Here is a 9,037-nt window from a genome sequence, read left to right on the forward strand (position 1 = left end):
CCCTTCGTCGTCGGTGAGCGCCGTGGAGTCCGCGGTCTTGGCGGCCATCTCCTCCATCGTGCCGTGGCACGAGATGCAGGTCTCGGGGTCCACCGTGACCACGGTCGCCTTGGTGGCGGCCTTGTCGCCGAACTTCACGTCGGCGTGCTCGGTCGAGAGCGCGGCCTCGTCGGTGTGGCACTGGACGCAGGTCACGCCCTCGGCCTCGTGGGCCGAGGCCTGCGGGCAGGACGCGTCGGTCGCCGACGCGGCCTCGACGGTGTGGCACATCGAGCAGTCGGAGTCCATCGTCCAGTTCACCGGCTGGCCGTCCATGGCCGAAGAGCCGCCGTTCCCGTCCTTCTGCTCGGACGCCGCCGGAGCCGAGGGCTCCGCCTTCGGCGCGCAGCCCGCGAGCGTCCACATCGCGGCCGTGAGCGCGAGGACGACGCCGAGGACGGCGAGCACGACGAGGCGCCGGTCGGCGGTGTGTGCTTGCACGGTCATGCGCTTCTCCTTACTTCTTCTCGTCCCACGCGTCGAGCGACGCCGCGTGACGGGCGGATATGCGTCCCCAGATCATGTTCTCGGCCACGTTGCCGCCGGTGATGCCGTACGTATGCGAGTGGATGTTGCCGAAGCTGCCGGCGCCGTACAAACGCGGGATGGGTCGTTCTGCGAACACGTCCAGCACCTGGCCGTGTTCGTTCTTCATTGCGCCGCCGAGCGTGGAGCACGAGCCGGGATACACCGTGTAGGCGTAGAACGGCGGGTTGTTCAGCGGGTTCAGTGTGGCGGGCGAGCGGTGAAACTCGGGATCCTCGCCGTTTTCGCAGACCTGGTTCCAAGTGTCGATGGTGGCCTTGAGCGTGCCGACGTCCATCCACTTGTCGATCTCCTTCATCTTGGCGGCGAGCTCCTCGATGGTGTCGGCCTTGATGATCCAACCCTTGTCCACTTCGGCCTGGTTGTCGTCGGACCAGCCTTCCCAGTCGCGCAGTTCGTCGGGGAGCATGGTGGTGAAGTTGCCGCACTCGAACCAGTCGCCTTGGCGCGTGGACATCGGGCCGGCTTCGAACAGCGTCTGGTCGAACACGCACCAGCTGGGGCAGTGATCGTAGTCGCAGATCTCGTCGTTGAAGTGCGTGAACGCGTGCCATCCGTTGTGCGGGGAGCCGATGCGCATCTCGTCGACCCAGCGCTTCCCCAGGCGATCGGTGTAGATGAATGTCTGATCCGGCGGCATGATGAGGATGAGGAAGTCGTTCTCGGGATCGCGCGTCCACATGCCGTACATAGCGCCGGCCATGCCCATATGCCACAGCTTGCCGCCTACCTCCTCGACCATCTTGATGCCGTCTCCTGTGTTGTACTTCCAGCCCTCGAATTTGAAGGGGTAGCATTTGAGGTACTTGCGCTTCATATCCTCGTTGAACTCGAAACCGCCCGTGCAGAGGATGACGCCCTTGCGAGCCTTGACCGTCTTCTCCTCGGAGCCGATCATCGTGGTGCAGCCGACGATCTCCTTAGTGTCGGGGTTCTGGATAAGATGCTCGTCATGGCAGTCGAACAGCACCTCGATGCCTAGATCCTTGCGCTTCTGGTCGAGGATCTCGAACGAGGCCATGCCGAATCCCGGAGGGTCGGCGATGGACTGGCAGCCCGCACCGCCCGGCAGGAAGGAGTACTCGGGAATGGTGCCTGCGATGGCCTGCTCGTTGATGTCGTATTCAAGTTCGTACTTGTCGGCGTATTCGCAGTTTCGCAGGCCTTCTTCGATCCAGGCGTCGATGACGGCCGAGGGCGTGTCCACGTCTTGCGTCATCTCGTGCCAGTACTGGCGCATGCCCTCAGCGTCCTTGATGACGGCGAACTCGCCGTTGTTGATGGAGCTGTTGCCACCGCCGCGCACCGGAGCCTTCTCCAGCACGAGCACCTGCTGTCCGCACTCGTCGGCGCCGATGAGAGACGCCCACATGCCCGCGCCTCCGTAGCCGATGACCAAGAGGTCGCACTCGTAGTCCCAGCTCTTCGGCAGCCACTCCTGCGACGCGCCTGCGTCCGACGAGCAGCCGGCCAGCGCGGCGGAACCTGCCACAGCGGCGGCAGCGACGCCCGCTCCCTTCAGAAACGAGCGGCGCGACAGCCCTCCCTGTTCTTTCGTGCTCATTGCCTCTCCTTCTCCTTGCATTGTTTTGGTTTCGCCTTGAACGGTCGGCGACTTCGTTTACCGTACGCGGGATGCGTTCGCTTGCCATCGAGTTCGACGCCCTATTTTTTCCTTGTCGGGAGATCGGCAGGTGGGAAGCATCGGGGCGGAGCCATTAGGGCGCTCCATCCGATATGCGATGAAGAGGAGATTGCTATACTGGGCACAGGGGACGGTGCCGCACCGCGCAAGGGAAGCGGGATTCGATGAAAGAGGGGAGCAATGGGGACGTGTCTGCGGAACAAGCTCACGGCATTTTGCCCTGACTGGAAATCGTTGGATTTCTATATCGTGCTGCTCGGTCTTGCGTTCTGCCGAGCATGGATTGTATTGTGCCTTTCCGCAGCTGCAGTGACGACGCTCGTGACGAACTCGAACTGGGCGTTCCTGCTTGCCGGCTCCACCGCTGCCGCTGGCGTTGCCGTTGCAGCGCGACGCGCTGCAACGCAGGATCGATTCGAGGCGCGAATGCGCGGTCTGACGGGGGCGCTTACCGTGTCATGCGCTGTTGCGACACCGATAGCCCTGGCGTGCGGTCAGCCGATCGCCTTGGCGGCGCTCGTGGTCGTCGGAGGCGCTGCCTCGAGCTTCTTGCAGGTGCTGTGGGGAAACGAGTACGCTCGCCGCCCCGTGCCGTTCGCGCTTGCGTGCTATCCTGCCACGGCCGTCGTCATCGCGCTGCTCATTGCCCTCGTCATAGGCGAGCGAGGGTTTCTTGCGTTCTTCGTGTTTCCGATCATGTCGTTCGTGCTGTTGCTGGTGGAGACTTCGCGCATCGACAAAGAGCAGTCGCTCGACGGGGTCTCGGTCGAGCCGGCAAGGCAGCCCGAACGGGATCGGCCCGCCTTGTCGCGCAAATCCATCGCCCAGCTGATGGTGAGCATCGGGGTGTTCAGTTTCCTATGCCGCGTATTCGACTCGCTTCCCGGCGAAGGGGTGGTCGATCCTTTCGTCGTGTTCGGCGGCAGCTCGGTATTCGCTTTGGCGGTGGTGGGCGTCCTGTTTCTGCTGTTCGCGTTCTTGTGCGGGGATCGCTTCGAGCCCGTGTTTGCGTATCGCCTGTCGCTTCCGCTCATGGCGCTGGGCATGGCCATTGTCTCGCTGTTCTTCTATGACCATTGGGCGCTGTCCGTGCTGCTCATAGGCATCGGCTACGAGCTGTTCGATATCGTAACGTGGATACTGTTCGTCGATCTGGCGAAGCGGCGCGTGGATGCTTGCGGACGCTATCGGGTGTTCGGGTGGGGGGTGGCCGCAACATTGTGCGGCATGGGCTTGGGCTATCTCGCGGGAAGCGAGATTCACGCGCGTCTGCTGGTCGGAGACGTGCAGATGTCCACGGTTGGCATTCTATGCGTCACCGTGTTGGTGGTGACGGCGTTCCTCGTTATACCGGAAGGGACGATCGCTCAAGTAGTTGGCCGGCGAGGGCGCCTTCGAGGTGGCGAGCGCAACGAGGGCGCTACGGGGGAGCGCGCGGAGTCCTCATCGAAGATCTCGCCTGCTTCTTCATTGGAAAGGCGTTGCGAGGCGATAGCGGTCGAGCGGCGTCTGACGCCTCGCGAGAGTGAGGTACTCGTGCTGCTGGCGCGCGGGCGTACGTTGGCTATCGTCATGCGCGACTTGCAGATAGCTAAGGGCACGGCGCAGACGCACATCGAGAACGTATACGCGAAGCTTGGCGTGCACAAGCAACAGGAGCTCATCGATCTCGTCGAGGGCTTCGCTATCTCGGATGACGCCTGATCGGAGCAAAAATACGATGCTCCATCTGATGCAAGGGATCGGGGCGCGGGTATCATGGGAGACGCACAAGGTTCGACATACACAAGGAGGCATTTCATGGGACGCATCGTTCTGTCCGTATACACCCCGCACTATATTCCCAACGGCAATGAGGTTGCCGTCATCGAGACGTCTCGCGGCACGATCCGCGTACAACTGGCCGGCAAGGACGCGCCCGTGACCGCGGGCAACTTCATCGAGCTCGCCGCACGCGGGTTTTACGACAAGTTGAAGTTCCACGCGCACAAGCCGGGCTCCGTGGTGCTGGGCGGCTGTCCCACCACGCGCACGCTGGGGCCTGCGCAGGTGGACGCGGCGGCGCGCGGCATGATCCGCGGCATCCATCCCGGCACAGGCGACGCGCGCTACACCATCGTGGACGAGTGGGAGACCAACCCGAACAACAAGCACGTGCTGGGAAGCCTCTGCATGGCGCACAAGTCCGAGCCGAACTCGGGTAGCTGCCAGTTCTACTTCTCGCTGTCCGAGCAGCCTGAGTTCGACGAGAAGTTCACCGTGTTCGGCCAGGTGATCGAAGGTATCGATACGGTGCAGGAGCTGGGGGTGGGCGACGCGATCAAAAGCATCGTCATCGAAGGCGCCGACGAGGAGGCGCTGGCCGAGGCGATCTCCCACGAGCTGCCGCGCCCGAAGTCGCCGAAGGAAGTGCTCGAGGAGCTCGATCGCGAGCGCGAAGAGCGCAGGAAGCAGGCCGAAGCGGACGCGGCCGCGGGGGAGGAAGAGTAGCGGGTTCCCGCCGGGCGAGGGCGGCGTCGCCCTCGCCTATTCGTACGTCTCAACCAGATCGATCAGCTCTTGCTGCTTATGCACGTCGAGCTTGCGGTAGATGTTCTCGATGTGCGTGCGGGCGGTACCCTTTGCAATCTGCAAGTCGCGGGCGATGATGGACAGGGTGCGACCGTACGCCAGAAGCACGATGACCTCGCTCTCGCGCGGCGTCAGGCCGTAATCTCTCGCCACGCTCGCGCAGTGCTGCTCGAGCCGCCCCGCGCCCGCATCGACAACCGCGACGGCGGGTGCTTCTTCGACGTCCTTTTCCTTGCGGCTTGTGCGCATGGTTTGCGACAGCTGCGCCACCACGCCCTCGGGCAATACCATGAACGCCACCACCACAAGGCACAGCGTGGCCAACATGGCCACGGCGGAGATCTGCATGTCCCCGCTGGCGATCATCGCGTCGCACGCCCTGCCCGCCATGGTTCCCGCTCCCATTCCCGCGAACATGAAGGCCACGCCCAGCCCGAAGATATGCAGCGCGTTCTCGTTGCGTCGACGCGATACGTCTACGAACAGCACCCAGGTGAGGATGTCGAAGAACTCGTAACCCGCGTTGATCAGCAGGATGGACATGGCGGCGTGCGTGTCGAAGAACAGCGCAATGGCGACGAATCCCGCCACCATGATGGGCAACGACAGCCGGTAGGTGAGTGCGGCGTTGAAGCGCTCGCGCAGCTTCGCCACGATGACGAGGAACACTGCGCCCACGAGGATGAGCGCGAAGATGGCGCTTCCGCCGACGAACGAGAACGGGTCGTCGTAGGCGGGTATGGCATCGAACAAGCGGCACAGGAACGAGAACGTCATGATAGAGAACATGAGCTTGCCCACGCCGAACTTCGCGCCCGGTTCTTCCTCGGCGTCACTCTGAGACGTCGAGCGGGCCGAGGGGTCGTCGGCATTCGCGTTCTCGACCGCGGGTTCCTCTTTGGGTTTCTGCGTGAGGTCGCTCCACGACAGACCGGTGCGGTTCGCTTCGAACAGCAGCAAGCCGAACGATAACAGGGGTATCACCGCGAAGCCGATGAAGCTCGTATGATCGTTCGACATGCCGGCGACGAGCGCGGTGACGATGGCCGCCGCGGGGGAAGCGACGGCGGCGAACAACGTGGCGTGGCGGGCGAAGCGGTCGCCCCACAGCACCTGCAAGGGCCCCGCTCCCAAGCCGCCGGCTACGAACCCGACGATCATGAGCGCCTCGCTGTTCAGGGCTAGCGCCACGGGGATGATGATGCCGCTTGCGGCAAGGGCTACCGGAGTTGCGCGGAACAGCGCGACGCGCACGACGCCCTCGCGCTTGCCGCTTCGATTTGCAACGAACGACACGGTCAGCGCGCTGAGCGCGCCGAACAAGAGGTAGGCCCAGGTGAAAGATGATGCTGCGCCTGCGATGAGCGGCGCGCCCAGGCAGAACACGATCCATGCGCGGCACAAGCCGAACCCTATGACGGTTATCAGGTAGTCGAGCGTGCGCGAGTCGCGTTCCGCGGAGGTCGTTTCCGCGGCCGCCTCCGCCGCCTGGCCGCCCTCTCCTCCGTTCGGAAGGCCGCCGGTAGCGCCGTCCCGGCCTTCGCCCTTGGTTCCGTATTGCATGTGCATCTCTCCCCAGCGTTCATGCCACGGGCCGCGCCGAGCGACGCGGCTCCCTCCCGTTTGCAACAAAACTCATAAGTAGCATCATACGCAATTTCATACGTCGATCAAATCGGATGGAGCATCCGATAGGGGTCTGATCTGGAAAATCCTATTCAACGTCAGATGTCCTGCGAAAAATCCGACCGCCCATCAGATGTGCCGGAAACGTGCCGAGCGTAACGTTCGAAAGGCAAGAACGGATGCTTCCAAGGAGGGGCATCTCTGCTGGGAGAGAGGCAGGGGCCGATGTTCGATGCTCGCGAGCTCGATAGCTGCGCGGTGCGGGAATCGGTTCGTTCATTCAAGTAGGAGGAAGGAACACTATGAGCAAAGGCATGGAAGGCGGAGTTTCCCGTCGTTCGTTCCTGAAGGGCGCGGGCGTCGCTGCCGCAGCCGTGGCGGGTTCCGCCGCGCTGGCCGGCTGCGCGTCGGGTTCGACGGGCGCGGCTTCGGGCGATTGGCTGCCGAAGAGCTGGGACTACGAGTGCGACCTCTTGGTCATCGGCTACGGCGGCGCGGGCATGTGGGCGTCGCTCATCGGCGCCGACGAGTGCGGCCAGGAAGTCATCGTGCTGGAGAAGGCTCCCGTCGAGGGCGGCGGCAACAGCCGCATCAACAACGGCGAGTGGACCATCGTCGAGGAAAGCGATAAAGAGCGCTTCAAGAAGTACATCAAGGCGTTCACGCACGGCAAGACCCCCGAGCCGATGATCGACGCCTGGGTCAACGAGTGCGTTCGCAACACCGAGTACGCCGACAAGTACGGCATGACCTACGAGGTGTCCGAGGTCGCGCTGGCCGGCGCCATCCCCGAGTACTACTTCCTGGACGACAACGCCTACGAGGGCTCCTGCAAGCTGTCCTCCGTCGACGGCTTCGGCATGCTGTCGTTCCGCGAGCTCGACGCGCAGCGCGAGAAGCTGGGCGTGCAGGTTCTGTTCGACTGCCACGACGAGCGTCTCATCCAGAACCCCGAGACCAAGGAGATCGTCGGCGCGTACACGATGATCGGCTCCGAGGAGAAGACGGTCAAGGCTCGCAAGGGCGTCATCATGACCACGGGCGGCTTCGAGTTCAACGAGGATCTCAAGAACGCCTACCTCAAGTGCTACCCCTTCAAGTTCGAGGGTTGGCAGTTCAACACGGGCGACGGCATCAAGATGGTCGAGGACGTGGGAGCGAAGCTGTGGCACATGGACATGGCGATCTCCATGTACTCCATGTGGACGCGCGATCCTGAGAACGACTTCTCCATCCTGTACTTCATGCCCGCCAACAGCTACTTCAACGTGAACCGTCTGGGCAAGCGCTACGTCAACGAGAACAACATGGGCTCGCCGCACAACGGCTGGCACACGCTGCTGTCGTTCGACGACTCCATCGACGACTTCGACCGCATCCCGTCGTGGGGCATCTTCGACCAGACCTGCTTCGACGCCGGCAAGCTGTCCACCAGCCAGGGCGATTTCTTCGAGTGCGGCAACTTCGCCAGCGACCTGCCCGACGAGATCCGCGCATGGAACGGCTGGAGCCAGGACAACAAGGCTGAGCTGGAGAAGGGCTGGATCCTCAAGGGCGACACCATCGAGGAGCTTGGCAAGAAGATCAAGGAGTTCGACCACTGGATGGACGTCGACGCCTTGAAAGCCACGTTCGACGAGTACCAGGCATTCTGCGAGGCAAAGAAGGACGCGCGTTTCGACCGCTCCGAGAAGACGCTCGAGAAGCTGGACGACGGCCCGTACTACGCCATCTCCATCTACCCCGGCTCCTGCTCCACCTTGGGCGGCCCGATGAAGAACGAGCACGGCCAGGTGCTGGATCCCGCCGAGAACCCCATCCCGCGTCTGTACGCGGCGGGCTGCTTCGGCAACTTCCAGAGCCACAGCTACGGCATCACCGGCGGCAACAACGCCGAGAACCAGGTGTGGGGCCGCATTTCCGCCCGTCACGCCGCGGGTCTCGAGCCTTGGGACGCCAAGTAGCATCCTCCCTTCGCTGATCGGTTCGGCGCTGCGCTCCCCAGCGGCGCCGGATGCGACTCAACCCCCGCGCCCGCCGCTCCCTCGGCGGGCGCATCTGGCGGGAAACCGCCTTCCGAACTGCAATACGACTGATAGGAGAAGCGCATGACCGTGCAAGCACACACCGCCGACCGGCGCCTCGTCGTGCTCGCCGTCCTCGGCGTCGTCCTCGCGCTCACGGCCGCGATGTGGACGCTCGCGGGCTGCGCGCCGAAGGCGGAGCCCTCGGCTCCGGCGGCGTCCGAGCAGAAGGACGGGAACGGCGGCTCTTCGGCCATGGACGGCCAGCCGGTGAACTGGACGATGGACTCCGACTGCTCGATGTGCCACACCGTCGAGGCCGCGTCGGCGACCGACGCGTCCTGCCCGCAGGCCTCGGCCCACGAGGCCGAGGGCGTGACCTGCGTCCAGTGCCACACCGACGAGGCCGCGCTCTCGACCGAGCACGCCGACGTGAAGTTCGGCGACAAGGCCGCCACCAAGGCGACCGTGGTCACGGTGGACCCCGAGACCTGCATCTCGTGCCACGGCACGATGGAGGAGATGGCCGCCAAGACCGCGGACTCCACGGCGCTCACCGACGACAAGGGCACCACGGTGAACCCCC

The 9,037-nt window shown here is 63.8% G+C and carries 7 protein-coding genes; 4 read left to right on the forward strand and 3 right to left on the reverse strand.

The window, feature by feature from the left end:
• The coding region (locus HMPREF1023_RS09865; RefSeq protein WP_009306138.1) for a multiheme c-type cytochrome at nucleotides 1-486 on the reverse strand (486 nt) is incomplete at its 3' end.
• A gap of 10 nt (nucleotides 487-496) precedes the next feature.
• On the reverse strand, nucleotides 497-2,149 hold the full coding sequence (locus HMPREF1023_RS09870) for an FAD-binding protein (protein ID WP_009306139.1): 1,653 nt from the start codon (nucleotides 2,147-2,149) through the stop codon (nucleotides 497-499).
• Between the two features lie 261 nt (nucleotides 2,150-2,410).
• On the opposite strand from HMPREF1023_RS09870, the gene HMPREF1023_RS09875 reads away from it, so the two are divergent.
• Nucleotides 2,411-3,934 (forward strand): helix-turn-helix transcriptional regulator, encoded by a 1,524-nt coding sequence (locus HMPREF1023_RS09875; protein WP_009306140.1) that lies wholly within the window; start codon nucleotides 2,411-2,413, stop codon nucleotides 3,932-3,934.
• Nucleotides 3,935-4,030: 96 nt separating this feature from the next.
• On the forward strand, nucleotides 4,031-4,720 hold the full coding sequence (locus tag HMPREF1023_RS09880) for a peptidylprolyl isomerase (RefSeq protein ID WP_009306141.1): 690 nt from the start codon (nucleotides 4,031-4,033) through the stop codon (nucleotides 4,718-4,720).
• A gap of 36 nt (nucleotides 4,721-4,756) precedes the next feature.
• Here HMPREF1023_RS09880 and HMPREF1023_RS09885 read toward each other — a convergent pair whose 3' ends face one another.
• Nucleotides 4,757-6,364 carry a LuxR C-terminal-related transcriptional regulator gene (locus HMPREF1023_RS09885; protein WP_009306142.1) on the reverse strand — a complete coding sequence of 536 codons (1,608 nt, stop codon included), beginning with the start codon at nucleotides 6,362-6,364 and terminating at the stop codon, nucleotides 4,757-4,759.
• A gap of 365 nt (nucleotides 6,365-6,729) precedes the next feature.
• On the opposite strand from HMPREF1023_RS09885, the gene HMPREF1023_RS09890 reads away from it, so the two are divergent.
• Complete coding sequence (locus tag HMPREF1023_RS09890; protein WP_009306143.1) at nucleotides 6,730-8,391, forward strand: FAD-binding protein; 1,662 nt, start codon at nucleotides 6,730-6,732, stop codon at nucleotides 8,389-8,391.
• Nucleotides 8,392-8,535: 144 nt separating this feature from the next.
• Nucleotides 8,536-9,037, forward strand: a 502-nt coding sequence (locus HMPREF1023_RS09895) for a multiheme c-type cytochrome (RefSeq protein ID WP_035578805.1), incomplete at its 3' end; no start/stop codon positions are given.

This window comes from Eggerthella sp. 1_3_56FAA (assembly GCF_000185625.1).
Taxonomy (GTDB): Bacteria; Actinomycetota; Coriobacteriia; order Coriobacteriales; family Eggerthellaceae; genus Eggerthella; species Eggerthella lenta.

Excerpts from the sequence above, each read along its gene's own strand:
- HMPREF1023_RS09870 (WP_009306139.1), bottom strand. The coding sequence starts at position 2,149 with ATGAGCACGAAAGAACAGGGAGGGCTGTCGCGCCGCTCGTTTCTGAAG.
- HMPREF1023_RS09875 (WP_009306140.1), top strand. The coding sequence starts at position 2,411 with ATGGGGACGTGTCTGCGGAACAAGCTCACGGCATTTTGCCCTGACTGG.
- HMPREF1023_RS09880 (WP_009306141.1), top strand. The coding sequence starts at position 4,031 with ATGGGACGCATCGTTCTGTCCGTATACACCCCGCACTATATTCCCAAC.
- HMPREF1023_RS09885 (WP_009306142.1), bottom strand. The coding sequence starts at position 6,364 with ATGCAATACGGAACCAAGGGCGAAGGCCGGGACGGCGCTACCGGCGGC.
- HMPREF1023_RS09890 (WP_009306143.1), top strand. The coding sequence starts at position 6,730 with ATGAGCAAAGGCATGGAAGGCGGAGTTTCCCGTCGTTCGTTCCTGAAG.